The 23,411-nt window shown below is 70.6% G+C and carries 20 protein-coding genes; 7 read left to right on the forward strand and 13 right to left on the reverse strand.

From position 1 onward, the window contains the following. The first annotated feature begins 19 nt into the window (after positions 1 to 19). Positions 20 to 2,221: a TonB-dependent receptor gene (locus KAH28_RS00465; protein ID WP_290573830.1), complete on the forward strand. Its 2,202-nt coding sequence runs from the start codon at positions 20 to 22 to the stop codon at positions 2,219 to 2,221. A gap of 3 nt (positions 2,222 to 2,224) precedes the next feature. On the opposite strand, the gene KAH28_RS00470 is transcribed toward KAH28_RS00465, so the two are convergent. The 4 genes from KAH28_RS00470 to moeB all read right to left on the reverse strand — a co-directional run bounded on the left by KAH28_RS00470 (position 2,225) and on the right by moeB (position 5,917). Continuing rightward, positions 2,225 to 2,473 carry a MoaD/ThiS family protein gene (locus tag KAH28_RS00470; RefSeq protein WP_290573831.1) on the reverse strand — a complete coding sequence of 83 codons (249 nt, stop codon included), beginning with the start codon at positions 2,471 to 2,473 and terminating at the stop codon, positions 2,225 to 2,227. Between the two features lie 239 nt (positions 2,474 to 2,712). Beyond that, positions 2,713 to 3,969 (reverse strand): gephyrin-like molybdotransferase Glp, encoded by a 1,257-nt coding sequence (gene glp / locus KAH28_RS00475; RefSeq protein ID WP_290573832.1) that lies wholly within the window; start codon positions 3,967 to 3,969, stop codon positions 2,713 to 2,715. 204 nt (positions 3,970 to 4,173) lie between these two features. Then, a complete protein-coding gene (gene mobA, locus KAH28_RS00480; RefSeq protein ID WP_290573833.1) occupies positions 4,174 to 4,767 on the reverse strand; it encodes a molybdenum cofactor guanylyltransferase MobA in 594 nt (197 codons plus the stop codon). After that, positions 4,760 to 5,917 carry a molybdopterin-synthase adenylyltransferase MoeB gene (gene moeB / locus KAH28_RS00485; protein WP_290573834.1) on the reverse strand — a complete coding sequence of 386 codons (1,158 nt, stop codon included), beginning with the start codon at positions 5,915 to 5,917 and terminating at the stop codon, positions 4,760 to 4,762. The genes mobA and moeB overlap by 8 nt, the downstream gene beginning before the upstream one ends. Before the next feature lie 204 nt (positions 5,918 to 6,121). Between moeB and apbC the strand changes: the two genes are divergently transcribed. Continuing rightward, positions 6,122 to 7,213 (forward strand): iron-sulfur cluster carrier protein ApbC, encoded by a 1,092-nt coding sequence (gene apbC / locus KAH28_RS00490; RefSeq protein WP_290573835.1) that lies wholly within the window; start codon positions 6,122 to 6,124, stop codon positions 7,211 to 7,213. Between the two features lie 171 nt (positions 7,214 to 7,384). Here apbC and KAH28_RS00495 read toward each other — a convergent pair whose 3' ends face one another. Beyond that, complete coding sequence (locus KAH28_RS00495) at positions 7,385 to 8,287, reverse strand: cyclic pyranopterin monophosphate synthase MoaC (RefSeq protein WP_290573836.1); 903 nt, start codon at positions 8,285 to 8,287, stop codon at positions 7,385 to 7,387. Positions 8,288 to 8,293: 6 nt separating this feature from the next. Then, positions 8,294 to 8,734 carry a molybdenum cofactor biosynthesis protein MoaE gene (locus KAH28_RS00500; protein WP_290573837.1) on the reverse strand — a complete coding sequence of 147 codons (441 nt, stop codon included), beginning with the start codon at positions 8,732 to 8,734 and terminating at the stop codon, positions 8,294 to 8,296. A gap of 136 nt (positions 8,735 to 8,870) precedes the next feature. On the opposite strand from KAH28_RS00500, the gene KAH28_RS00505 reads away from it, so the two are divergent. Then, on the forward strand, positions 8,871 to 9,704 hold the full coding sequence (locus KAH28_RS00505; protein WP_290573838.1) for a thioesterase family protein: 834 nt from the start codon (positions 8,871 to 8,873) through the stop codon (positions 9,702 to 9,704). A gap of 41 nt (positions 9,705 to 9,745) precedes the next feature. Here the strand turns inward: KAH28_RS00505 and KAH28_RS00510 are convergent, their stop codons facing one another. Beyond that, positions 9,746 to 10,321, reverse strand: a complete 576-nt coding sequence (locus tag KAH28_RS00510; RefSeq protein ID WP_290573839.1) for a TetR/AcrR family transcriptional regulator — start codon at positions 10,319 to 10,321, stop codon at positions 9,746 to 9,748. Between the two features lie 129 nt (positions 10,322 to 10,450). On the opposite strand from KAH28_RS00510, the gene KAH28_RS00515 reads away from it, so the two are divergent. Next, entirely contained in the window at positions 10,451 to 11,581 is a 1,131-nt protein-coding gene (locus KAH28_RS00515) for a saccharopine dehydrogenase NADP-binding domain-containing protein (protein ID WP_290573840.1), read from the forward strand. On the opposite strand, the gene KAH28_RS00520 is transcribed toward KAH28_RS00515, so the two are convergent. The 6 genes from KAH28_RS00520 to KAH28_RS00545 form a co-directional block, all read right to left on the reverse strand. Then, positions 11,578 to 12,381: a hypothetical protein gene (locus KAH28_RS00520; RefSeq protein ID WP_290573841.1), complete on the reverse strand. Its 804-nt coding sequence runs from the start codon at positions 12,379 to 12,381 to the stop codon at positions 11,578 to 11,580. The genes KAH28_RS00515 and KAH28_RS00520 overlap by 4 nt on opposite strands. Beyond that, positions 12,378 to 13,127 (reverse strand): hypothetical protein, encoded by a 750-nt coding sequence (locus KAH28_RS00525; RefSeq protein ID WP_290573842.1) that lies wholly within the window; start codon positions 13,125 to 13,127, stop codon positions 12,378 to 12,380. The genes KAH28_RS00520 and KAH28_RS00525 overlap by 4 nt, the downstream gene beginning before the upstream one ends. 25 nt (positions 13,128 to 13,152) lie before the next feature. After that, positions 13,153 to 15,396 carry a DUF1302 family protein gene (locus tag KAH28_RS00530; protein WP_290573843.1) on the reverse strand — a complete coding sequence of 748 codons (2,244 nt, stop codon included), beginning with the start codon at positions 15,394 to 15,396 and terminating at the stop codon, positions 13,153 to 13,155. Between the two features lie 90 nt (positions 15,397 to 15,486). Then, entirely contained in the window at positions 15,487 to 16,323 is an 837-nt protein-coding gene (locus KAH28_RS00535) for an outer membrane lipoprotein-sorting protein (RefSeq protein ID WP_290573844.1), read from the reverse strand. Further along, positions 16,310 to 17,770, reverse strand: a complete 1,461-nt coding sequence (locus KAH28_RS00540; protein WP_290573845.1) for a hypothetical protein — start codon at positions 17,768 to 17,770, stop codon at positions 16,310 to 16,312. The genes KAH28_RS00535 and KAH28_RS00540 overlap by 14 nt, the downstream gene beginning before the upstream one ends. Beyond that, a complete protein-coding gene (locus KAH28_RS00545; protein ID WP_290573846.1) occupies positions 17,767 to 17,988 on the reverse strand; it encodes a hypothetical protein in 222 nt (73 codons plus the stop codon). Before KAH28_RS00545 ends, KAH28_RS00540 begins: the two co-directional genes overlap by 4 nt. Positions 17,989 to 18,175: 187 nt before the next feature. Here KAH28_RS00545 and KAH28_RS00550 point away from each other — a divergent pair, with 187 nt between their 5' ends. The 3 genes from KAH28_RS00550 (at position 18,176) to KAH28_RS00560 (ending at position 23,385) form a co-directional block, all read left to right on the forward strand. After that, complete coding sequence (locus tag KAH28_RS00550; RefSeq protein ID WP_290573847.1) at positions 18,176 to 18,856, forward strand: hypothetical protein; 681 nt, start codon at positions 18,176 to 18,178, stop codon at positions 18,854 to 18,856. 93 nt (positions 18,857 to 18,949) lie between these two features. After that, on the forward strand, positions 18,950 to 20,254 hold the full coding sequence (locus tag KAH28_RS00555) for a DUF445 family protein (protein ID WP_290573848.1): 1,305 nt from the start codon (positions 18,950 to 18,952) through the stop codon (positions 20,252 to 20,254). Positions 20,255 to 20,385: 131 nt separating this feature from the next. Next, positions 20,386 to 23,385 (forward strand): EAL domain-containing protein, encoded by a 3,000-nt coding sequence (locus KAH28_RS00560; RefSeq protein WP_290573869.1) that lies wholly within the window; start codon positions 20,386 to 20,388, stop codon positions 23,383 to 23,385. Positions 23,386 to 23,411: the final 26 nt, after the last annotated feature.

A 23,411-nucleotide genomic window follows, 5' to 3' on the forward strand; every position in this document is an offset into this window, starting at 1 on the left:
CCGACGGAACCTACCCGCCATGACTGCATTCCACCCGCACCTGCTGCTCGCCTGCTGCATCGCCGCGCCCTTCGCCGCGATGGCCGACGCAGCCGACCGGAACGAGGCCGGTGACGACGACCTGCTGCTCGACACCATCACCATCCTCGGCACCGAGGCCGATCTGGGCCGCATCACCGGCTCGGCGCACCGGGTCGACGCCGCCACGCTGGAGCAGTACCAGTACGACGACATCAACCGCGTGCTCGGTCAGGTTCCGGGCGTCTACGTGCGTGAGGAGGACGGCTACGGCCTTCGCCCCAACATCGGCCTGCGCGGCGGCAGCTCCGACCGCAGCCAGAAGATCACGCTGATGGAGGACGGCGTGCTGATCGCACCGGCGCCGTACTCGGCGCCGGCGGCCTACTACTTCCCGCTGACCACCCGCATGACCGGCGTCGAGGTCTTCAAGGGGCCGTCGGCCATCCAGTTCGGGCCGCAGACCGTGGGCGGCGCCATCAACCTGCTGTCGGCACCGATTCCGGAAGGCACGCGCGCGATGGCCGAGCTCGCCGGCGGCAGCGACGGCTACCGGCGCCTGCACGCGCGCGGCGGCACCACCCGGGGCCCGCTGGGCCTGCTCGCGGAGGTCGTGCACCTGGGCAGCGACGGCTTCAAGAAGCTCGACGGCGGCGGCGATACCGGATTCGACAAGAACGAGCTGCTGCTCAAGGGCGCCTACGACGTGGGTCCGGGCACGCTGCGTGTGCGCTTCGGCTACGCCGACGAGGTGTCGGACGAGACCTACCTCGGCCTGACCGACGCCGACTTCGACGCCACGCCGTACCGCCGCTACGCCGGCAGCGCCGAGGACCGCTTCGACTGGGACTGGACCGGCCTGCGCCTGGGCTGGAGCCAGCCGCTGCTCGGCGGCGAGCTCGACGTGGTGGGCTATCGCAACACCTTCGACCGCGCGTGGCGCAAGTTCAACAACTTCCGCAGCGCCGACGTGCGCGACGTGCTCGCCAACCCCGACGAGGCCTTCAACCGGGTGCTCTACGACACCCTGACCGGCGCCCGCGACGGCGACCCCGCCAACGACGCCGACGACCTGCGCATCGGCACCAATGCGCGCGAGTTCGTCTCGACCGGCGTGCAGGGCAGCATGCGCTGGCAGTTCGCCACCGGCCCGGCCGTGGAGCACCTGTTCGAGACCGGCCTGCGCGTGCACAGCGACCGCATCCGCCGCGACCACGACGAATTCGCCTACGAGATGACCGGCGGCCGTCCGCAGCGCAAGGACGCCACCCGCACCATCACCGCCGACAACACCGGCCATGCCGATGCGGTAGCGCTGTGGCTGCGCGACGAGATCCTGGTCGGTGACTGGACCATCGTCCCGGGCGTGCGCATCGAATCCATCAGCGTCACCTTCACCGACCGCCTCAACGAGGTGTCGTCGAAGGACGACTACACCGAGGTCCTGCCCGGCTTCGGCGCGAACTACGCGGTGAGCGACGCGCTTACGCTGCTCGCCGGCGTGCACAAGGGATTCTCGCCGGCCACGCCCGGGCCGCAGGAGAACGTCGAACCCGAGGAGGCGGTCAACTGGGAGGCGGGGGTGCGCTGGGATGGCGACGCGCTCGGCCGCATCGAGGTCGTCGGCTTCTACAGCGACTACAGCAACCTGACCGCGGTGTGCACCTTCTCGTCCGGCTGCGGCAATGCCGACCTCGACCAGCAGATCAACGCCGGCCGCGTCGACATCGAGGGCGTCGAGGCCGGCTGGGAGCGCAGCTTCCCGACCGGCGGCGCGCTGCGCTTCCCGGTGGCGCTGACCTACACCTACACCGCCACCGAGTTCCGCGACGCCTTCACCTCGCCGAACCCGCAGTACGGCAACGTGGAACCCGGCTTCGAGCTGCCCTATGTGCCGGAGCACCGCGGCAACGCGCGCGTCGGCCTGAGCGCCGATGCCTGGGACATCGGTCTGTCGGTGACCTACCAGTCCGCAATGCGCGACACCGCCGGCGCCGGCCCCATCCCGCCCAGCGAGGGCACCGATGCGTTCACGGTGGTCGATCTGTCGGCGAGCTGGGACGTGCTGCCGTCGCTCACCGTGACCGGCCGCATCGACAATCTGCTCGACGACGACTACATCGTCTCGCGGCGGCCCTTCGGCGCGCGCCCCGGTCTGCCGCTCAGCGCGCAGATCGGGCTGCAGTACCGCTTCGCGCAGTGAGGCTCAGCCACCGCTGACTGGCGGGATCAGCGCCACGCGCGCGCCGTCGGCAATGGTCTCGTCGCGCTCCACCAGGCGATAGCCGAGCGCGCAGGCGGTGCGCGGCAGGTGGTCGGCCGTCCCCGGAACCTCGGCAGCCAGCGCGTCGAGCACGGCGGCGACGGTTACGTCGTCACCGGCGACCTCGATCGGGTACTCGTCGCCGCCGCACAGCGAGCGGAAGATGCCGTAGCACTCGATGGTCACGCGCATGGTTCGGGAGTCCTGCCTGCCGGATCGCGATGATATCCGTGCCTCGGCGGCCCTGTGACGGGAACCGCAGATTGCGCAGATTCAAAACGGCGGGGAACCACAGATTCCACAGATTCTTTTCCGGTTCTGGTGTGCGCTGACTTCGTCAGCGCCACCAGTAAACCATCCCCAGAATCTGTGAAATCTGTGGTTCTATCGCTTGCTCGAATCTGCGCCAAGCTGCAGTTCCCGCGCAGCCATCACGCACCCACCGGCTGCGCGAAGGGCTCGACACTGACCACGGCGCCGGCGTCGAGATCACCGCAGTCGGCGTCGAGCACAATGAAGCAGTCGGCAAGGCTCATCGAGCGCAACACGCCGGAGCCCTGGTGGCCAAGCGGCTCGACCGCCATGCCGTTCGCCCCGGGCAGCAGGCGCGCGCGCTGGAACTCGGCACGCCCCGGCGCCTTGCGCACCGGCGCCGCCAGCGGTAGCGGCACCCGCAGCGGCGGCGCCGGCTCGGCGCCGGCCAGCCGGATGAGCGCCGGCCGCACCAGCTGCATGAAGGTGACCATGGCCGATACCGGATTGCCCGGCAGGCCGAAGAACAGCGCCGCATCGAGCCGCCCGAAGGCCAGCGGCTTGCCGGGCTTCATCGCCACCTTCCAGAAGCCGACATCGCCGCGGCGGCGCAGCGCGTCGAGCACGAAGTCGGCCTCGCCCACCGATACGCCGCCGCTGGTGATCAGCGCGTCGCAGCCCGCGGCGCGCGCGAAGGCGTCCTCCAGCGCCTCGAGCGTATCGCGCACGATGCCGAGGTCGTGCACGATCACGCCGAGGCCGTCGAGCAGCGCGCGCAGGGTGTAGCGATTGCTGTCGTGGATGTCGCCGGGCCCCAGCGCCTGCCCCACCGGCTGCAGCTCGTCACCGGTCGAGAACAGCGCCACCCGCAGCCGTCGGTGGACGCTCACCTCGCCGGCGCCCACCGACGCGAGCAGGCCGATGTCGGCCGGCGTCAGCCAGCGACCGGGCGCCAGCACGGTGGCGCCGCGCGCAATGTCCTCGCCCGCCGGACGCACGTTGTCGCCTTCGGCCGGCGCCTTATCGAAGGCCACGCCGTCCTCGTGCACGGTGGCGCGCTCCTGCATGACGACGCTGTCGGCACCGTCGGGTAGCACCGCGCCGGTCATGATGCGCACGCATTCGCCGGCACCCACGGTGCCGGCGAAGGGATGCCCGGCGAAGCTCTCGCCGACCGGGCGCAGCCGCGTGCCGGGCGTGGCGGCATCGGCCGCGCGCAGGGCGTAGCCGTCCATCGCCGAGTTGGTATGCGCCGGCACGTCGGCGCGCGCAGTCACCACTTCGGCGAGTACGCGCTGGCATGCATCCGCCAGCGCCACGCGCTCGGTCTCGCCGACCGGCGCCACGGCGGACAGGATGCGCGCACGCGCCTCGTCGAGCACCAGCGCCTGCGTCTGCGGTTCGTGGCAGGGGTCGAGCGAAGCGTTGCCGGTCATGAGCGATGCATCTCCAGTGTCATGGTGTCGATAGGCCCGCCTCGGGGTGACACTGCCAGGGTGTGCCGTGCGGCGGTCGCTGCCCTCGGAGACGGGATACCGGCATCAGCCGACGACCCGGGCCGGGTCCTCCGCCCTGCGCGCGGCCCCCTCACCCCCGGCCCTTCTCCCCGACGGGGAGAAGGGAGTGCGCCGAAGGTACGGTCAGATTGCCATCCCGGCCGCCAGCGCATCGCGCTCGGCCAGCGTGTTGATGTTGGTGAAGGCACCGGCATCGTCGAAGGGTACCTGCACGACCCGATGCCGCGCCTGCCAGGCATCGAGCCGGCGCGCGCCGTCACGCAGCGCGGCGTGCGCGTCCCCGGCCAGCGTGCGGCGCATGAGCGCGTGCACCGGATGCAGCCGGCCGCCCGCGACCGCCACCGCGATATCGGCGCCGCCGGCGTCGAGGGCGTGGCCGAGACGTACGACGAGATCGGCCGGCAGCCGCGGCGTGTCGCAGGGTGCGGTCAGCACGAAGTCGGTGCCCGCCGCGGCCAGCGCCGCGTGCACGCCGGCCAGCGGCCCGGCGAAGCCGTCGTGCGCATCGCCGACCAGCGGCAGGCCGAAGGTGTCGTAGGCATCCCGCGAGCGGTTGACGCCCAGCAGCAGCGCGCCCACCTGCGGACGCAGCGCATCGATGACCCAGGCCACCATGGGGCGACCGGCGAGCGGCAGCAGGCCCTTGTCGGCGCCGCCAACGCGACGCCCGGCGCCGCCGGCGAGGATCACCCCGGTGATCGCGGCGCGTTCAGGCACCGGGGGCGCCGCAGAAGCGCTCGTAGTCGATGTAGCCCGGGAAGGATCTGCCCGGCGCGCAGTAGGCGCAGTCGTCGGCTGCCTGCAGGGCAAGCGTGCGCATGCGGCTGCGGTGCGCATCGAAGAGCAGGAGCTTGCCGATCAGCGGCTCGCCGAAGCCGGCCGCCAGCTTCAGCGCCTCCAGCGCCTGCAGCATGCCCACCACGCCGGGCACGACGCCGAGCACGCCGGCCTCGCTGCACGGCGGCGCCGCCTCCGGCGGCGGCGGCTCCGGGAACAGGCAGCGGTAGCACGGCCGGCCGCCGGCGCCGAACACCGCCACCTGGCCCTCGAAGCGCTCGACCGCGCCATAGACGTTGGGCAGGCCGAGCCGGATGCAGGCGTCGTTGACCAGATAGCGGGTCGGGAAATTGTCCGATCCGTCGACCACGATGTCGTAGCCGCCGAGCACGTCCTCGACGTTGTCGGCGGACAGGCGCGTTTCGTGGGTGTGCACGGCCACGCGCGGGTTGAGCGCTTCCAGCGTGGCGCGCGCCGATGCCGTCTTCGCCATGCCGACGCGGTCGTCGCGGTGCAGCACCTGCCGGTGCAGATTGCTGCGGTCGACCCGGTCGTGGTCGACCAGCCCGATGGTGCCGACCCCGGCCGCGGCCAGATAGAGCGCCGCCGGCGAGCCCAGCCCGCCGGCACCGATGATGGCGATGCGCGCGCGCGACAGCGCCGCCTGGCCGCGCTCGCCGAGCTCGGGCAGGACGATCTGGCGGGCGTAGCGCTGGCGCGCCTCGGCGTCGGCCAGCGCCGGCACCGCCACCGGCAGACCCTCGTCCTTCCAGCGATTGAAGCCGCCCGCGACCGAGCGCACGTCCTCGTAGCCCATGCGGCGCAGATCATCGGCCGCCAGCAGCGAGCGGCTGCCCGAGCCGCACATCAGCAGCACGGTGGTGCCGGTGTCCGGCACCGCGTCCGCCACGCGCAGCTCCAGATAGCCGCGCGTGATGGCGGCGGCGCCGTCGGCGGTGCCCTGGGCGATCTCGTCGGCCTCGCGCACATCGATCAGCGCCGCGCCCTGTCCGCGCAGCGTCTGCGCTTCGCCGGGCGTGACCTCGGCGATGCGGGCACGGAGCGCGTCGAGATGCTGCTGGATGGACATGGCGGACCTCGGGCCGGAACGGAAGACGATGCCGGGCACGGCGTGCGGCCGCGCCCGCTCCCCGGTGGACCGGCATTGTCGCGGATCGTGCGGGACGCGTGGTACCGCGCGAACGCGATATTCTGCGCGGCCCGTCTGCAGAGGCGGCAGCACTGTGGCAGCGTGCGCCGGCATGCAGACGCCTTCCACGGCACGAGCGGCATCATGAGCGACGACCTCCGTCAACGCATCGAAGACACCCTTCTCGGACACCGCAACGCGCTCATCGACGACGCGCTGCGCTACGCCGGCACTGTCCGCGAGCTGCACATCGACGGCGGGCACGTCACCGCCGACCTCGAGGTCGGCTTTCCGGTCGGCCATCTGGCGCAGTCGCTGATCGGCGAGCTGCGCGCCGCCGTCGAGGCGCTGCCCGAAGTCGAGCGGGCCGAGATCCACCTGCACCCGGTCATCGGTTCCTATGCCGCGCAGCAGAACGTCGAGCGCCTGAAGTCGGTGCGCAACATCATCGCGGTGTCCTCGGCCAAGGGCGGCGTCGGCAAGTCCACCGTGGCGGCCAACCTGACGCTGGCGCTGGCCGCCGAGGGCGCCTCGGTGGGCATGCTGGACGCCGACATCTACGGCCCCAGCCAGCCGCGCATGCTCGGTGCGCAGGGCACGCCCAAGACGCGCCCGGACAAGACCTTCGAACCCATGCGCAGTCACGGCGTGCAGTCGATGTCCATCGGCTACCTCATCGACGAGGAGCAGCCCATGGTGTGGCGCGGCCCGATGGTCTCGCAGGCCCTGCAGCAGATGCTCAACGATACCAGCTGGCAGGACCTCGACTACCTCATCATCGACATGCCGCCGGGCACCGGCGACATCCAGCTGACGCTGTCCCAGCGCGTGCCGCTGGCCGGCGCCATCATCGTCACCACACCGCAGGACATCGCGACGCTGGACGCCCGCAAGGGCCTGCAGATGTTCAACAAGGTCAGCGTGCCGGTGCTGGGCATCGTCGAGAACATGTCGATGCACGTCTGCTCGAACTGCGGGCACGAGGAGCACATCTTCGGCGCCGGCGGCGGCGAGCGCGTGGCCAGTGACTACGGCGTGCCCATGCTGGGCGCGCTGCCGCTCGACATCCGCATCCGCGAGCACGCCGACAGCGGCCGGCCCACCGTCATCGCCGACCCCGAAGGCGAGACCGCGCAGCGCTACCGCAGCATCGCGCTGCGCATGACCGCGCGCCTGTCCGCGCTCACCACCGAGGCCGGCAGCCAGTTTCCGGAGATCGCGGTCGAGGAGGACTGAGGCGGCGGAGCACGCGCCGGTGACCGCGTGACCACTTTCTAGCCACAGATTTCACAGATTCTCGGGATTTCCGCTGGTAGCGCTGACAGAGTCAGCGCTACCAGAATCAGGAAAGATCCGTGTCAATCTGTGAGATCTGTGGCTCGGCAAAGCCTTCCATGAGCCGCAACGCTACCCCTGCACGGCGCTGCCGCCACGCAGACCGAGCAATCCGATCAGCCCCGGCATCAGCGCCGCCAGCGCCTCATCGGCGCGGGCGCGCTCGCCGGACAGGGTGATCAGCACGCTGTCGTGCGCCAGGCCGGCGACCCCGCGCACCAGCATGGCGCCCGGGTCGCGGCGCTGCCCGAACACGCGCGCAGTCTCGATCAGGCCGGGCAGCTCGGTGGTGATGAAGTGCTGCGCGGTGTCGACCGCGATGTCGGTATGGCCGAGGCCGGTGCCGCCCACGGTCACGATCAGCGCGGTGCCGTTGTCGCGTTCCGCGGCGATGGCGTCGTGCAGCTCGCCGCCGGCGTTGCCGACGATGTGCCGGGTCACCGGCTCGAAGCCGGCCGCGCCGAGGGCGTCGACCACCGCCTCGGCCGAGGCCTGCGCGGGCTCGCCGGCCACCGCCAGCACGGCCGCGCCCACCGGCGCCGCCAGCCGGCGCGGAAAGTGGGACTTGCCGCCGGTCTTCTCGACCAGGTGCGCGTCGGTCAGCGCCAGCTCGGACTGGTCGGCATACGGCTTGAGCATGTCGTAGAGGCACAGCGCGCTGACCGCGGCCGCGGTCAGCGCCTCCATCTCGACGCCGGTGGGGGCGATGGTCTCGGCGACCGCGGTCACGACCACTTCGCCGTCACCGAGCGCGAAGGTGACCTCCGCCCGCTGCAGCGGCAGCGGATGGCACAGCGGCAGGATCTCGTCGGTGCGCTTGGCGGCGAGGATGCCGGCGACGCGCGAAGTGGCGAGCGGGTCGCCCTTCTCGGTCTCGCCGCTGCGCAGCAGCTCGACGCAGTGCGACGGCATGCGCAGCGTGGCCTGCGCGCGGGCGGTGCGGAAGGATTCGGGCTTGCCGCCGACGTCCTTCATCGCGCGTCAGGACTCCGCCTGGTGGTGTTCGACCAGCGAGCAGCCCTCGAGATGGGCGCTGCTGCCGTCGCTGTAGCGCTCGTGCTTCCAGATGGCCACGCGGTGCTTGAGGGCCTCGACCGCGTAGCGCGCGGCCTCGAAGGCCTCGCCGCGGTGCACCGCGCGCACCACCGCGTAGACGCTGACGTCGCCCACGGCCAGCTCGCCCACCCGGTGCACCAGCCTGCAGTGGCGCGCTTCGAACTTCTCCAGCGTCTCGGCCTCGATCTCGGCCAGGGTCTTCTCGGCCAGCGGCCCATGCGCGCTGTAGGCGATGTCCACCACTTCGCGACCGTGGTTGTGCCGCCGCACGGTGCCGCCGAACACCACCAGCGCGCCGCATTCGGCATCCTCGGTCTCGGTCAGCAGCGCTTCGAGCCCCAGCGGGCGATCAACGATTCCAGCCATCATGGTCCTCCGGCACAGGGCGCAAGCCTAATCCGCACGCGCGCAGCGCGTCCATGAATCGGCGGCCACGGCGAATGCCCGCGCATACAATGGTTGACGGGGTCCAGACGCCCCATCGAGTCACAAGGGGACAGCAATGGTTGCAACCGAGCCGGACACCGGCGCCCGCTCCGACGCCGCGCGCCAGACGGTGAGTGCGGTCATCGCCGGCTGCCGGCGGGCGGATGACGGCACTCTCACCGCCGAGGTACGCGAAGACTGGATGCAGGGGCGCAGCCTCTACGGCGGGGTGCAGGCCGCGCTGGCGACGGAGGCCATGCGTCCGTTCAGCGACGACCTGCCGATCCGCACGCTGCAGGCCACGCTGTGTGCGCCGGTTGCGCACGGCCGCCTGCGCATCGAGGCGCGTCTGCTGCGCGCGGGCGGCAACACGCGCCAGGTCGAGGCACGCATCGTCGACGGCGAGCAGGTACTGGCGCTGTTCGTCGGCATCTTCGGGCGCGCGCGGGAATCGGCCGTCGCGCACGACTTCATCCAGCCCGCGCTGGACGGTCTGACAGGCACGCGCATGCCCTTCGTCGACGGCATGCCGCCGTTCCTGCGGCAGTTCTCGGCGGAGCTGCTGAAGGGCCACTTCCCGGGGTCCGGTGCGACTGATACCGAGCACGTCTATCGGCTCAGCCTGCACGACGACGCCGAGCGCACCGGCCTGGCGCAGCTCCTGACCCTGTCCGACTTCCCGCCGCCCGTCGGCCTGAGCTGGCTACGGCGCTTCACGCCGGGCAGCACGATGACCTGGATGCTGAACTTCACCGGCCGCGCCTTCGAGACGCAGCCGCTGAGCGGATGGGTCATCGACGTGAAGCTCGACGCCGCCCACGACGGCTACACGCAGCAGACGGTCACCCTGTTCGGCCCGGACGGCTATGCCGTCGCGCGCGGCACGCAGTGCATGGTGATCTTCGGCTAGTCGCGCGCCGACCCCTGCCGGCACGCGGCGACGGGGTCGGTTCACCCCTCGGCAGGCGGCGCACCGCGCGCCAGCGCGGCTGCGGCGGCGATGGCCTCGCGACGCAGGGCCCGGTCGTGACCGCTGCGGAACAGGGACAGCCCCTCGATCATCGCCACGATGAGCGTCGCGCGACGGCGCCGGGTGGCTTCCGCCACGCCGGGCAGCGCTTCGGCGATGAGCGCCGCCACGGCGTCGCGATAGCGCTGGTAGAAGCGTTCCATGATGTCGGCGATGGCGCGATCGCGCGCCGCGAGCGCCCAGAGCTCCCAGAACACGCGGCAATTGGCGTCATCGTGCTGGGCATCGAGCAGCATCCCCACCAGTGCCTGCAGGTCGGCTCCGGGTCGCGCGTCGAAGGCTGCGCGGGCCCGCTCGAGCTCGCGCGCGAACAGCGCCGACAGGATGTCGGCCGGCGTGGCGAAGTAGTACTGCACATTGGACAGGCGCATGCCCAGGCGCTCGGCGATTCCGCGACCCGAGAAGCCCGCGTAGCCGCTCTCGACCAGCAGCGCGGCCGCTGCATCGAGGATCTGCTCGCGGCGCTGGCGGCCCTTTTCGCTGCTCGGTGCAGGCATTCGGCGTACTCGGGGGCGGAGGCCTTCCAGTCTAGCGGCGATTAGGTCACTTGACTAATTCTATCTGAGTTGGTCAAATGACCTATTCCAGCCTCGCCGCGGGCAAGCGGCCCCACGGAGGAATACTGCATGGCCATCGCATCCAGTAACCGACCCTCGGTCCTCGTCGTCGGCGGCTACGGCGTTGTCGGCACGCAGGCAACACGGCTGCTGGCCGAGCGCAATCCGGGTATCGACCTACTGGTCGGCGGACGCGACGCCGAGCGCGCCGACGCATTGGCGCGCGAGCTGCCGTCGGCACGCGGGGTGGTGGTGGATCTGACCGATGCCGATCCGCTGCACCGTCTGCCCCACGCGATCGACGCGGTGCTGTGCGCGGCCAACGACCCGGACGACCGACTGCTGCGCGCCTGCGTCCGGCACGGCACGGCGCTGATCGACATCACGCGCTGGAGCGCGCGGGTGCGCGATGGTCTGGCGCGACTGCCGGCGGAGCGTGCACCGCGCGCCCCGGTGGTGTTCGCCTCGTCGTGGATGGCGGCGGTACCGGCGACGCTGGCGGTGAGCGCGGCGCGTGCCATGGCATCGGTCTCGCGCATCGAGATGGATGTCCTGTACGCCCTCGCCGACCGCGCCGGCCCCGATTCCACCGCCTACATGGACCAGCTGGGCACCGCATTCGCCGTCACCGAGCAGGGCCGCCCCGCGATGCGGCCACCGCTGTCCGACCCGAAGCGGGTCGATTTCGACGGTGGTCGGCGTGTGCGCACGCGGCTGTTCGACACGCCCGATCTGATGACCCTGCCGGCGACGACCGGCGCTGCCACCGTGAAGACGCGCATTGCCTTCGACGATGCGCTGGCGACCGGCGGGCTGGCGTTTCTGGTGCGCTCCGGGATCTGGTCGCTGATCGATGGCGAGCGCTTCACGCCGCTGCGGCGACGCCTGCTGTACGCACCGGGCGAAGGCGACCACCACCGCGTGCGCGTCAGCATCGCGGGCCGATCCGCGGACGGCAGCGAGATCGCGGGCCGCATCGACATCGACGACCCTGCCGGCCAGACCCACCTCACCGCCACGGGCGCTGCCGTGCAGGTGGAGCGCGTACTCGGACTGCATGGCCACGCGCGTGCCGCTGCAGGCGCGCAGTACGCCGAAGCGGTCACCGACGCCGCACCGTTGCTGGCCGCGCTCGACGCTTCGGGCATCCGCGTCGCGGGAGATGGCCTGCCCGCGGACGCACCGGCGGCAGCCGTCTAGGGTGCCGCCGGCCCCCAGGGTGAGGCCTGCCGTTCGGGGCCCTCGCTCTCCGGCTTCTCCTCCAGGCGCAGCGTCGACAGCGGCAGTCGCAGATCGGCATGGTCGATGATCACGCGCTGCGGGTCGTCGGGCATGCGCATGCGCATGCCGAAGGTGGAGCTCACCGGGGTCGATACGCGCTCGTTGACGTCGAGCGAGGTGTCGATGACGGTCCTGAGCGGGACCTCCACGACATTGTCGAGCCCGGCGACGACCTCGCCCTTGTAGCGGAAGTCGATGGTCTGGTTCACCGGCACCTCGAAGCGCACCGGCAGCTGCAGGTTCATGGGAATGCGCGCGTTGAACACGATGCCGCGGAAGGTGCGCACGTCCTCGAAGTTGAAGGGCGCGCGCGCGGTGATGTCGGCGTGCGTGTTCACCGGAATGAGGCCGTCGTAGACGATGTTCATGTTGATGTCGACCGGCGTGCTCAGGTCGAGCTCGGTGCGGTAGCGCCCCTTCAGCGGCAGCGTCACCTCCTGGTCCACCGGCACGCTGGCATCGATGGTGCCGTCGAGCACCACGTCGAGGATGTTGGTGACGGCGACATCCACGGACAGGCTGTCCGGAAAGGTCAGCGCCGCCTTCTGGTCGGCCAGCGTCAGCCCGACGACGATGCGGCTGGCGATGACGAAGCCGGCCACGGCGCCGATGCCGACGCCGACCACCACGACCACGCCCAGCAGCAGCAAGCGCAGCAGGGGCCGGCGCCGCTTCGGCGGCGGCGCATCGCGGGCAGCGGCGGCTTCGGGCTCGCTCACTGACCGGCCCCGGTGTCATCCTCGCCGGGCGCGCGCCCCTCGCCGGCCAGCTCCAGCGACAGCGTGCGCAGCGGCAGGCGCAGATCGGCGTAGTCGATGATCATGTCCATGGCGTCCGGCGGGAAGTTCACGCGCGCCTCCATGTCCGAGAGCACCGGCACGCTCATGCGGCTCTTGATGGGGATGTCGGCGTCGATCTCGGTGCGCAGCGGCACGCGCAGCGGATCGAGGATGCGCGCCTTGACCGGCGCGGTGAAATTCAGCCGCACGCGCTCGTCGACCGGGATGAGCAGATCGACCGGCACGGTGGCCTTGACCGGGATCTCGCCGCGGATGGGCAGGTCGTGCCAATCCCCCAGCACCTTGGCCTCGATGACGGTGTCGACGTCGAGGGTCTGATCGATGACGATCTCGTCGCTGACACGGACCTCCATCGCGATCGGCACCTCGCCGTCGAAGGCGACCTCCATGTCGAGGGTGTCCTCGATCGGGATGGTGACCATCTGGTTGACCGGAACGGTGGTGGAGATGGTCTGGTCGAGGGCGATCTCGAGGTTGTCGAGCACCGCGGCGCGCACGTTGATGGGGTCGACCACGCGCACCCTGGCGGGCTGGTCCACCAGCAGCAGGCGGGCGTCGACGTTGCGGAACACCCACAGCGCGACCAGCGCGCCACCGGCGGCCGCCGACACGATGATGATCAGCAGCAGGATCCAGAAGGACACCGAGCCTCGCTGATGGCGCATGGCGGATTCTCCGTGGGTATCGGGCTCAGAATGCATAGGAAATGGCGAAGTTGGCGAAGCTGCGGTCGCCGACGGTGTTCTGCGTACCGGCGCCCGAGAAGTCGGCATAGCCCAGGTTGAGCGACCAGCGCCCGTACTGGGCCTCGAGATTGCCGACCAGGAAGGTGCGCCCCTGCAGGAAGTTCTCGGCCAGCCCCGGGGACACGCCCTTGACGTCGTGCACGACCGTGAACGCCGGACGCAGCTGCAGCCCCGGCATGGCGACATCGTTGTAGAGCAGGAAGAAGAAGGCGCGGATGCCCCACGAGAACGAGGTCACGTAGCGGCCGGTTTCCTGCACCGGATTGATCAGCAGACCGTTGCCGGTCTCGCGGATGCCGGGGGAAGCGTGCGTGTTGGTCCCGGGGGCCTCGAACTGCAGCACGTCGCGCCCCGGCAGGCCGGGCAGGTAGACCGCGGTGGCCTCGGCCAGCACCGCGAACTGGTCGCTGCCCAGCACGCGGTCCGGCCCCAGGATGCGCAGCGCGCTCAGCGAGCCCTGCCACTGGGTGAGGCGCTCGTAGCCGCGGATGCGCGAACCGGGAACCACCTCGCCGGGCACGCCGCCGCGGTAGGCGGTGAGATAGTCCGGGATCGCGATCTCCGAGTCGGCCAGCGTCGCCGGCCCGAGATCGGCCAGCTGGATGGGCAGTCCCGGAATCGACGGCACCAGGTCGAGCAACGGCGCGGCGGGCTCCAGGATGTCCGGCAGGATGACCACCGACTCGCGCGGGAACACCGGCTGGAAGGCAGCGAACAGCACATCCTCGAGATCGACCTGCACCGGTTCGTTGGGGCGCCAGTTGATCTCGCCCTCGAAGAGCGTGCTGAACAGCTCGGTGCTGAAGCTGAAGCCGAGCATGTGCGTGTCCTCCGGGTACTCCAGGAAGACCTTGGCGGTGTCGATGGGCAGCGCCTCGATGTCCTCGCCGGGCGTCGCCACGCCCGGTATGCCGCAGTCGGCCAGGAATTCGACCAGATTGCTGGTGTCGTTGTTGTTAGCATTGCCCTCGCGGCGCGTGCACGAGGCATCGGCGGCGATGGCGCTGGCGCTGGGCACGCGGCTGTGGAAGTTGGCCGCGTAGAAGCCGAACTCGGTTCCGGCAGGACCGAGGTCGGGGAGGAAGTAGAACGCCGCCAGCGCGAACTGGCCGCCGTCGTCGGGGTATTCGTTGGGTCCGCGCAGCGCCGCGAAGCTGGTGTCCGAGACCAGGCCCAGCAGACCGTCGGCCGGGGTCTGGAGCTGATTCGGGTCGTGCGGCGTCTTGCCGAAGGGCAGCGGGAAGTGGTCGCCGGGGGCCACGCGGTTGCCGGCGTCGAGGAAGGAAAGGTAGGAGCCGCGCGCCTGGATCTTCACCGGCACGAACTCGTACTGGTAGAAGCCCTCCAGGCTCCACTGGTCGTCGAGGGCGGTGCGCACGCTGACCATGCCCGCCGGCTGGAAGAGCTCGAACAGTTCGGCGCCGGGAATGCCCACCGCGCTCGCCGACGCCGGATTGGCGAAGTTGAGGCCGCCGCGGATCACCACGGTGCCGGTCCCCCAGTCGTTGAGTTGCCGGCCGATGCGCACGCGGGCCTCGCGGTCACCGGGCAGCGGCACGTCGAAGTAGACGTTGGCGTTGCGCAGAACCCAGTTGTGCCCGACGTCCTCCTCGACTTCGTCGGGGCGCTCGATCCGGGCGCGCACGCCGGGCCCGGGACCGGGGTCGAGCTTGATGTTGCGGTAGTCCTGATCGAAGCCGGTGTTGATCGGATCGTAGAAGTAGAAGCCGGACAGCTCGAGGCCGCCGAAGGACCACTCCGCGAACAGCTCGCTGCTCCACTTCGCGGTGGCCGCGACCAGATCGCCGCGGTCGTAGTTGAGATTGCCGTCGTCGATGTTGGCGGACAGGCCGCCGGGCGCCGCCAGAAAGCGTTCGTTGGGCTCGGTCGCGCCCCGGGAGAGCCCGATGCAGTCGTCGGGCGCGCACAGGTCGCGGTTGCCGGGCAGGCTGAGCTTGCCGACCAGCCGCGGATCGCGCGCCTCGGTGCGCACGGCGCCGCCCAGCGACAGCGTGTTCTGCCAGTCGATGGTCACCGCGCGCTCGCCACTGCCGTAGCCGAACTCGATGGCCTGCGCGCTCACCGCGCACCCTGCCAGCGCGGCGAATGCCAGCGCCCTGGCGGCCGGCGCCGACGGCGGCGCGACCGCGTTGCCACTTTGCGGATCAGGCCTGCAGGCGCGCTTCACGATGGTCCCCTCCTCCCTGTTTGTCGTGCCTCCGCGTCTCGGGGCGCGGATGGTCGGTACCGCCCCCGGCGCGGTGCGCCGGTGCCGCGGCTATTCCATATGGTGAAAGCTTTCCGATTCGAACCAGCGCCCGGACAAGCCCGTGTCGACGGCGAAGCGCCCGACCGTGATCTCGCTCACCAGCTCGATCTCGGGATTGGCGACGCGCACCCGCGCCGGATACCAGTGCCCGTCGGCATCCCGGCGCAGCGCATCCGGCGGCACCGTGGCCTCGCGCAGCAACTCGCGCCCGGCGCCGTACACGCGCGCGCCGACCACCGCGCAGGCATCGGTCCGCACGCGCAGCTCGATGCGCGACAGCTGCAGATCCGCGCCGGGTGGCGGCAGCACCACGAACTCGCGCACGTTCTCCGGGTCGCCGGCGCGCTGCGGCCGCAATGACACGCTGGAGCTGCGCAGCGTCCGCATGCCCTCGGTGAGGTCCGAGAAGGTCACGGCCGTGTCGAACACCGTCCCGGCGGAATCGGCGCCCGCGATGCGCCGCGTGCGCCCGAGGTCGGGGGCGTGGTGGTAGATGTCGGCACCGCCGTCGCGGCGCGCGCGATACAGATAGGCCGTGCCGCGCAGATCCTCGGGCGCGCGCACCAGTGCCCGCGCCTGGAGATTGCCTTCATGGCTGCGCACGGCGATGTCGAGCTCGATCTCGCGCGGCGTGCCTTCGCCGCCGCCCAGCGCCGCCGTGGACACCGATACGGATTCGAGCCGCGCTGCATCGGGCAGGTTGTCGACCACGCACTCGAGAATGCGCTGGGATTCGGTGGGCGGCTGCGCGACAGCGGCGCCGAGCACGCCCAGCAGATACGCGCCGGCGACGCCGGCGCGGAGGCGCGCGCGCCGAAGCCCGCCAGCGGCTTCAGCCGCGGGCATCGGCGGTCAGCGCCGGCACGCCGGCGGCGCGTGCTGCGCCGTCCAGTGCGGCACGCTCGGCATCGCTGCGTCGCGCCAGCACCGCGGCCATGCGGCTGCGATCGGCTTCCGGCAGCGGCGCCATGAGCCGCACCAGCGCATCCAGTCGCCCGGCATCGTCGCCGACGCGGTCGATCAGCAGGTCGAGCAGGAAGCCGTCATCGGCGGCCAGCGCACGGGCGACCGCGGCGCGGCCGTGCTCGTCCATGCGCGCGAGCACGTCCATGGCGATGGCGGTGTCCGATTCGGAGCGCAGATCCTGTACCAGCGCGGCGATCACCTCGCGCCGGCGCAGCACCGGCAGCGACGCCAGCAGATCGCGCTCGGCCGGGTCGGTGTGCTGCGCCAGATCGAGCAGCGTCGGCCAGGCGTCACCGGCGTGCGCGGCTTCCAGCGCGGCCAGTGCCACGTCCGCACCCTGCCGGAGTGCGGCGTGCGCGACGGCGCGGCGGTAGTCGGGGCGCATGAGCCGCGTCAGCGGCAGCGCGAGCTGCAGCAGCCCCTCGTCGTAGGCGGTGTTGACCAGCTCCCCGAGCAGCGCCTCGTCGCGCACCGAGGGCAGGTTGACGATCTTGCGCTGCTGCCGCGCCTGCATGTGCGCGATGGCGCGCAGCACCGGACCCCACAGGCGCTCGCGCCGGGCGACCGCGACCAGCGCGTCCAGCACGGCCTCGCTCTGCCGGCCGACCAGATCGGCGAGCCGGGCCTTCAGCTCCCCGTCGACGTGCTCGATGATGAACAGCGCCTCGGGCAGCAGCTGCTGCTCGGCGGCGCACACCATCAGCCGCGCGATGCGGTCGTTGTCGATGTTGTGGACGATGCGCGAGAGCTGGTCCCGGCGGTCGAGCAGGTACCCCGTGCGCAGCAGTGCCGCGTCGTCGTCGATGGCGGTGATCACCGCGCGCAGGGCCTGCGACGACAGGCCGTCCGCGAAGCGCCCCATGGTGACGAAATCGCCCCGCTCGACCAGGATCAGGGCCGCGTCGCGGACCAGCTCGACCGGCAGCTGGGGGATCAGGGTCTGCACCTTCGCGGGATCGATGTGCGGGGCCACGTCGGCCACGAATGCGGCGGGTACGTGACGCGCGATGTTGCGCGCCCGCAGCGGATCCATCTCGCCGACCACGCGCGCGCTCAGCAGCGGACCGAGCGCCTCGACCGCGAGCCGCGCGACGTAGCGGTCCGGCAGGAAGCGGGTGATCCACTCGAGTCGCTGGAAGCGGTCGCGGCGCGCGTCGTAGAGCGTCTGACTGATGCGCTGGCGCAGGCGCTGGATGTTGGCCGCCGAGACACCGTCCAGCCAGCCGAGCTGATCCACCGGCATCTCGATGACGCGGGCCAGCTTCTCGCGCTCGGCGCGCACCGCCAGATCCAGCGCCGGCACAGCCTGCCCGTCCGCCGTGCTCATGCGCTGCCCAGGACGCGTCGCGTGATGGCCGCCAGCGGACCGGGGAGACGCGTGACCGCCTTGCCCGCCGCGTCGTCGAGCGCGTGCGACTGTGCGTCCAGGATGCCGTCAACGCGATCGGCGAGCCTGTCGACGGCGCCGGCATCCACATAGTCGAGAAATTCGATCGACTCGCCCTTGTGCAGGCGGGTCTCCAGACGGCTCCTGCCTCCCTCCATGTCTCGGTCTCCTCCGGTCTCGCGGGCGGCACGCGCATCCGTGCCGAAACCGCACCCCGATATCGTGTGTCGTCAACACTGCGTACATTGCCATTGATCGACGGCAATGTGCCAAGTATCGTAGCAACGTCTGACGCGGCAGTCATGAACAATACCGGCCGACGATGATCGGTTGCGAGGGGACAACGTGGAACAACCACCCGAAGACAGGGATGCGCAGGACGGGGGGCGCCTGATTCCGGACGACTTCGCGTCCCTGACGGGCTTCGCCCGCCGGCAGGCGCACATGGTCGAGTCGCGCCTGCTGTACGGGCTCAAGCGCCGGCTCGAGCAGCTCGACGAGCCCGCGGCCGACGCCGGCACCGATCCCGCCAGCGACCCGGGCGGCCGTCTCCGGCAACTGCTGCAGGCATCGCTCGAGCAGCGCCGGGACGACGCCGAGCACCAGCTCCTGCAGCGATTGGTGGCCGACCTGCATTGCGACGAGGCGCGCATCATCGCGGCCCTGTCCGACGGCGCGCCGACACCCGCCTGCCATGTGGCGGCGGCGTCGATGGTGGGCCGGACCCCGGTGATCGTCCTCGACAATGCCAGCCGCATCGGCACCGAGGCCGGCATCATGCTCGGCGAGCAGGTGCCGGTGTACATCCGGCGCCTGCGTGCCGACGGCCTGCTGACCGCCGGCCCCGAGGATCGGGCGCTGGGAGAGCGCTACGGCATCCTGGAGAGCGAGACCATGGTGCGCGAGGCGGTGCAGCACATCGAGGAGGAACTGCGCCTGCGGGCGCGCATCCAGCGCTTCACGTTGCGCCTTTCGCCACTGGGACAGCGCCTCTGGGCGCTGGGCGAGCAGGCCGACATCCGTTAGCCGGGCAGCACCGGCGGGCACTGCACACGGTACCCGTCGCACACAACACGAACACATCGGGCCGCAGCACCCGAGCGAGGAGACACCAGCACAATGGAAGGCGGCATCAGCGATTTCCTGGCCAACCCGTGGGTCTATCTGTCGATGCCCGTGATCAGTGCCGTGGTGGGATACGGCACCAACGTCGTGGCCATCTACATGATGTTCCACCCCATCGAGTTCATCGGCATCAAGGTGCGCAACTGGCCGAACATCCTCGGCTGGCAGGGCATCATCCCGCGCCGCGCCGCGCACATGGCGGCGGTCTGCGTGGACACCATCACGCGCCACCTGATCACGCAGGAGGAGATGTTCGAGCGCCTCGACGCGGAGCGCATCGCCGGCGAGCTCGACGGCCCCCTCAACGCCATGATCGAGGAGATCGTCGACGAGGTCATGGGCGAGCACCAGCCCACGCTCTGGGAAGCACTGCCGCAGGTCGTGAAGCGGCAGATCTACAAGCGCGTGAAGGCGGACATGCCGGAGGTGATCAGCGAGATCATGGAAGAGATCAAGGTCAACATCAATCAGATGTACGACCTCAAGGACATGGTCATCACCAACCTGACCAAGGACAAGGCGCTGCTCAACAAGATCTTCGCCGAGGTCGGGCATGCCGAGTTCAAGTTCATCGCGCGCTCGGGCATCTACTTCGGCGGTCTGTTCGGCATCCTGCAGATGGGCGTCTGGGTCTTCTACCAGGCCTGGTGGCTGCTGCCGGCCTTCGGCCTGATGGTGGGCTACGCCACCAACTGGCTGGCGCTGCAGATGATCTTCAACCCCAAGGAGATCGTGCGCGTCGGCCCCTTCCGCATCCAGGGCCTCTTCATGAAGCGCCAGCCGGAGGTCGCGCACGACTTCGGCAAGCTGGTCGCCGCGCAGGTGCTGACGCCCGCGAACATCATCGAGGCCATCCTCAAGGGCCCCTACTCGGACAAGGTGTTCACCACCATCGGGCGCCACGTCCAGCGCACCATCGACGAGCAGAGCAGCATCGCCAAGCCGATGGTCACGTTCACGGTGGGCACGCAATCCTATCGCGCCATGAAGTCGGCGGCGGTGGACGGCATCGTGCTGCGCCTGCCCGGCGCGCTCCATCACATCGAGCACTACGCCAACGACGCGCTCGACCTCGAGAACACGCTGTCCACGCGTCTGGCCGGTCTGCCGCCGCGCGACTTCGAGGGCATGCTGCGTCCCGCCTTCGAGCAGGATGAATGGATCCTCATCGCGGTCGGCGCCGCACTCGGCGCCATGGTCGGCGTGTTCCAGCTGGTCGTGCTGTTCGGCGACGAAATGGGCATCTGGGAGAGCGCCGAGCAGGTCGCCGGCTGGCTCAGGCCGCTGTTCCTCGGCTGATTCGGACGCGCGCGACCCCACCGGTCGGGTCCGCGGCTGCCGTCGATCGCGCGACCGCCCCGGTGACGCGCGGCGCGGCCGACACTGCGCTGCTCACAGGCTCCGCGACCGACGGGAGTCCGCCAGTGCCCATGTCCCACGCGATCACCGACGAGAATGAGCGCCTGAAAGCCCTCCGGCAGCTCGACATCCTGGACTCCGGAACCGAAGCGGAGTTCGACACCCTCGCGCGGGCGGCCGCCGAGGCCATGGAACGCCCGATAGCGCTGATCAGCCTGGTGGATGCCGACCGGGTCTGGTTCAAGGCGAACCTGGGCTTCGGCGACGCCCGGGAAGCACCGCGCGATGCCGCCTTCTGCGAGCACGCCATCCGGCAGCCCGGCCTGTTCGAAGTGGCGGATGCGCGTGCCGATGCGCGTTTCCGCGACAACCCCTTCGTCCGGAGCGACGATGGCATCCGCTTCTACGCGGGGGTTCCGCTGACGCTCAGCGATGGTGCGACCGTCGGCACGCTGTGCGTCATCGACCGCCAGCCCGGACGCCTGACCGACGCCCAGCGCCAGATCCTGACGCTGCTGGGACTGGCGGTCACCCACGCGCTCGAGGGACGACGCGCCAAGGTGGCGCTCTCGCGGAGCGAAGCGGCTCTCCGGGCCGAACGGACGCGGCTGATCCACACCCTGGAGGGCACCCGGGCCGGGACCTGGGAATGGAACGTGCAGACCGGCGAGACGCGCTTCAACGAACGCTGGGCCCAGTTCATCGGCTACACCCTGGACGAGCTGGCGCCGGTCTCGATCGAGACCTGGCTGGGCAACGCCCATCCCGACGATCTCGGACGCTCCGGGGAGCTCCTGAACCGGCACTTCACCGGCGAAGCCGACTTCTACGAGTGCGAAGCGCGCATGCGCCATCGCGACGGCCACTGGATCTGGGTGCTCGACCGCGGCCGCGTGGTGACCTGGACCGACGACGGCAAGCCGGAGTGGATGTTCGGCACGCACATCGACATCACCGAGCGCAAGCTGCGCGAACAGGCGCTGCGCGCGAGCGAGGAGCGCCTCGGCCGCGTCAGCGAGATCGCCGGCGTCGGTGGCTGGGAGCTCGACTGCGAGACCGGCGCGCTCACCTGGTCCGACGAGACACACCGCATCCACGGTCTGCCCAAGGGTCGCTTCCCGCCCCTGGAGGAAGCGCTGGACTTCTACGAACCGGAAGCGCGCCCGGTGATTGCCGCGGCCGTCGAGCGCTGCCGGACCGAGGGCATCGGATACGATCTCGAACTGCCGTTCCGGCAGGCGGACGGCCGCCGGATCTGGGTCCGCGCGGTGGGCAACGCGGTGCACGAGAACGGGCGCATCAGCCGCCTCATCGGCGCCTTCCAGGACATCACCGAATCGCGCCGGCTGCGCACGAATCTGGCACACGAGCACGAGCTGCTGCGCGTCACCCTGGCGTCGATCGGCGACGGCGTGATCACCACCGATCCGCGCGGCCGCATCGAGTGGCTCAATCCGGTGGCCGAACGCATGACCGGCTGGACCAGCGCCGGCGCGCGGGGGCTACCGCTTCCCGAGGTCTTCTGCGTCGTCGACGAGGAGACCCGGGCGCCGGCACCCGATCCGGTGGAGGCGTGCCTGCGCGACCACGTCACCGTGGCGCTCCCGGAGCAGAGCGTGCTGATCTCGCGACACGGCAAGGAATACGGCATCGAGGATTCGGCCGCGCCCATCCGCGCCGACGATGGATCGACGCTGGGCGCCGTGCTCGTGTTCCACGACGTCACCGAGCAGCGGCATCTGGCCCGCGAGATGACCCATCGCGCCACGCACGACGCGCTCACCGGCCTGTGCAACCGCACCGAGTTCGAGAGCCGGCTGGAGCGCATGGTCCCCGATACCCGGGACAAGGGCACCGAGCACGCCCTCCTGTTCATCGATCTCGACGAATTCAAGATCGTCAACGACAGCTGCGGGCACACCGAGGGCGACCGGCTCCTGCAGCAGATCGCCGCACTGATCCGCGAGCAGCTGCGCCGCAGCGATCTCGTCGCCCGACCGGGTGGAGACGAATTCGGCATCATCCTGGACAACTGCGACCTCCAGCGTGCCCGCGGCATCGCCGAGACCGTCTGCGCCTGCATCGATGCGTTCCGTTTCGTGCACGGCGAGCGCAGCTTCCACGTCGGCTGCAGCGTCGGCCTCGTGGCGATCGACGGTCGCTGGGACTCGGGTGCCTCGGTCATGCAGGCGGCCGATGCTGCCTGCATGGCCGCCAAGGAATCGGGCCGCAACCGCGTCCACGTCTGGGCGGAGTCCGATGACGCCATGCGGGCCCGGCGCGGCGAGATGCAGTGGGCGACGCGCATCGAGCACGCCCTTGAGCACGATCGCTTCGCGCTCTACGCGCAGCGGATCGTGCCGCTGCGCCCGGCGCGCCACGAGGGCATCTCGGCGGAAGTACTGCTGCGCCTAAGGGACGAGGACGGCAGCATCATTCCACCGTCCGCCTTCATGCCCGCCGCGGAGCGCTTCCACATGGCGCCGCGCATCGACCGTCACGTGCTCGAGAAGGCGGTCTACTGGCTGGCCGGCTATCCGCATCGCGACCGCGTCTCCATGCTGTCGGTCAATCTGTCCGGGCGCTCGATCTGCGACCGCCGCTTCCGCAACTTCGCGGAGGCGCTGTTCGAGTTCGTCGACCCGGACGTGGCGCGCCGCATCTGCCTGGAGATCACCGAGACCACGGCACTGGGCAACCTGTCCACGGCGGCCGATTTCGTCGAGGATGTCCGCAGGCTCGGCGTACGGGTAGCGCTGGACGATTTCGGGTCCGGCACCGCGACCGTGGGCTACCTCAAGGCCATCCCCATCGACATCCTCAAGATCGCCGGCGAGTTCGTGCGCCGCCTGACCGACGACCCGCTCGATGCCGCGGCGGTGCGCGGTTTCGCCGAGGTCGCACGGGTGATGGGCGTGACCACCATCGCCGAGTCGGTGGAGCGCCCGCAGGAGGTCGAAGCGCTGCGCGAGATCGGCATCGACTGCATCCAGGGCTTCATCGAGCACCGTCCGGAACCGCTGGAAGCGCTCTTCGCCACGCAGGCCGGCCGGATCCCCGACGCCGCCTGAGCCGAGACCGGCCCACCGGCCCGGTC

The organism is Algiphilus sp. (genome assembly GCF_023145115.1).
Taxonomy (GTDB): domain Bacteria; phylum Pseudomonadota; class Gammaproteobacteria; order Nevskiales; family Nevskiaceae; genus Algiphilus.

Bases quoted from the DNA above. Each gene is read 5' to 3' on its own strand.
- KAH28_RS00465 (WP_290573830.1), top strand. From the start codon at position 20: ATGACTGCATTCCACCCGCACCTGCTGCTCGCCTGCTGCATCGCCGCG.
- KAH28_RS00555 (WP_290573848.1), top strand. From the start codon at position 18,950: ATGGAAGGCGGCATCAGCGATTTCCTGGCCAACCCGTGGGTCTATCTG.
- KAH28_RS00510 (WP_290573839.1), bottom strand. From the start codon at position 10,321: ATGCCTGCACCGAGCAGCGAAAAGGGCCGCCAGCGCCGCGAGCAGATC.
- KAH28_RS00540 (WP_290573845.1), bottom strand. From the start codon at position 17,770: ATGAGCACGGCGGACGGGCAGGCTGTGCCGGCGCTGGATCTGGCGGTG.
- KAH28_RS00505 (WP_290573838.1), top strand. From the start codon at position 8,871: ATGGTTGCAACCGAGCCGGACACCGGCGCCCGCTCCGACGCCGCGCGC.
- apbC (WP_290573835.1), top strand. From the start codon at position 6,122: ATGAGCGACGACCTCCGTCAACGCATCGAAGACACCCTTCTCGGACAC.
- KAH28_RS00500 (WP_290573837.1), bottom strand. From the start codon at position 8,734: ATGGCTGGAATCGTTGATCGCCCGCTGGGGCTCGAAGCGCTGCTGACC.
- KAH28_RS00560 (WP_290573869.1), top strand. From the start codon at position 20,386: ATGTCCCACGCGATCACCGACGAGAATGAGCGCCTGAAAGCCCTCCGG.
- KAH28_RS00515 (WP_290573840.1), top strand. From the start codon at position 10,451: ATGGCCATCGCATCCAGTAACCGACCCTCGGTCCTCGTCGTCGGCGGC.
- KAH28_RS00495 (WP_290573836.1), bottom strand. From the start codon at position 8,287: ATGAAGGACGTCGGCGGCAAGCCCGAATCCTTCCGCACCGCCCGCGCG.
- KAH28_RS00525 (WP_290573842.1), bottom strand. From the start codon at position 13,127: ATGCGCCATCAGCGAGGCTCGGTGTCCTTCTGGATCCTGCTGCTGATC.
- moeB (WP_290573834.1), bottom strand. From the start codon at position 5,917: ATGTCCATCCAGCAGCATCTCGACGCGCTCCGTGCCCGCATCGCCGAG.
- KAH28_RS00545 (WP_290573846.1), bottom strand. From the start codon at position 17,988: ATGGAGGGAGGCAGGAGCCGTCTGGAGACCCGCCTGCACAAGGGCGAG.
- glp (WP_290573832.1), bottom strand. From the start codon at position 3,969: ATGACCGGCAACGCTTCGCTCGACCCCTGCCACGAACCGCAGACGCAG.
- KAH28_RS00535 (WP_290573844.1), bottom strand. From the start codon at position 16,323: ATGCCCGCGGCTGAAGCCGCTGGCGGGCTTCGGCGCGCGCGCCTCCGC.
- KAH28_RS00470 (WP_290573831.1), bottom strand. From the start codon at position 2,473: ATGCGCGTGACCATCGAGTGCTACGGCATCTTCCGCTCGCTGTGCGGC.